At 37.9% G+C, this 1176-nt stretch carries 2 protein-coding genes; both read left to right on the top strand.

Features of this window, described 5'->3' with window-relative positions; all coding sequences use genetic code 11:
* Positions 1-178 (top strand): transposase (locus HHL23_RS22350; protein WP_394354166.1); only part of this gene is annotated, 178 nt, incomplete at its 5' end.
* 86 nt (positions 179-264) lie between these two features.
* Positions 265-1056: a hypothetical protein gene (locus HHL23_RS22345; RefSeq protein ID WP_169236942.1), complete on the top strand. Its 792-nt coding sequence runs from the start codon at positions 265-267 to the stop codon at positions 1054-1056.
* The last annotated feature ends 120 nt before the right edge of the window (positions 1057-1176 follow it).

Raw genomic sequence — 1176 nt, 5'->3', positions numbered from 1 at the left:
TTTTTCAGAAGACCAAAGTAGGAAAAGAGCTGACAATGCTGCACAAAATTTTTCAGTACTTACTAAAATAGCTCTCAATCTTTTGAAAAATGAGAAAACGCTCAAAGTCGGTGTTAGAGGAAAGCGCTTAAAAGCAGGATGGGATAACAGGTATCTTGAAAAATTAATTAATTTATGATGCGTTTGCCCTGTGGTATCTTCTTCCATTCTTTACTCAGCGATAAAAAGCTATATTTACAAAAAATTGTTAAAAACGATAATTATATGAAGAAAGTATTACTATTGAGTCTGTTTACCCTGACATCTTTCAATGCTTATGCCCAGGAAGACAACACGGATTATGAACTGAGAACTGATGAAAAATATGGCTATATCATCGATAAAGGGGGAAAAAAGGTTGAAGGCATTGTAAGACTGAACGGAGATGCCATGAACCCGTGGAGCAATCAGAAAAAGGTGAAATTTGTTGCCGTATCTGATATCGACAAGTCTAAAAAGAAACAGAAGTTCAAGACGCTTGATCCTGATGACATTAAGGAATATGTTGCCTTTGATGAAAACAATGAGGAAAGGCATTTTGAAATGATTAAGTACACCAATACCAAAGAGGGTTTCAATACGGCAACCGGAGGTTTAAGCGGAAATATCAAAGCATTCAATAACCTGACAAAGAGTAATCAATTCGCGGAAGTGGTACAGGACGGTAAAATCAAAGTTTATAAACTATACGGCTACCCTACTACATTCTCTGCCGGAGGCCAGATCGAAGTCGCCGAAAAGGAAACGGAAAGAATGAGAAACTCCCCATCTTATATCTACTCTAAAAAAGGAGGGAAAATTGAGGAACTGACTTTAGCCAAAGCTAAAATAATCATTGCGGACTGCAGCTATGCCAAAGGCAAACTGACAAGCGGTTCTTATGCTTCTCTTAAAAATGATGAAAAGAAAAGATCAGGGCTTGGGAGACTGATCAAAAGCCAGATCGATGATGTGATGTCCAACGTTCCGGAAATCGTAGAAGAGGTGATCACCGATTACAACGAAAACTGTAACTAAACCACTATGGACTTAAAGTCCATAGGTTTGGTTTGTGGACTTAAAGTCCACGATTCGAGTATTACTACTCAATGATAAAATTACTTTGGTCTTGATCAGTTGGGTTTCGATGATGTTCCA

The sequence above is a fragment of the Chryseobacterium antibioticum genome (genome assembly GCF_012927325.1).
GTDB lineage: Bacteria > Bacteroidota > Bacteroidia > Flavobacteriales > Weeksellaceae > Chryseobacterium > Chryseobacterium antibioticum.
The sequence above is the reverse complement of the archived record's forward strand: the minus strand, read 5'-3'. Positions and strand labels throughout refer to the sequence as shown.

Bases quoted from the DNA above. Each gene is read 5' to 3' on its own strand.
- HHL23_RS22345 (WP_169236942.1), top strand. From the start codon at position 265: ATGAAGAAAGTATTACTATTGAGTCTGTTTACCCTGACATCTTTCAAT.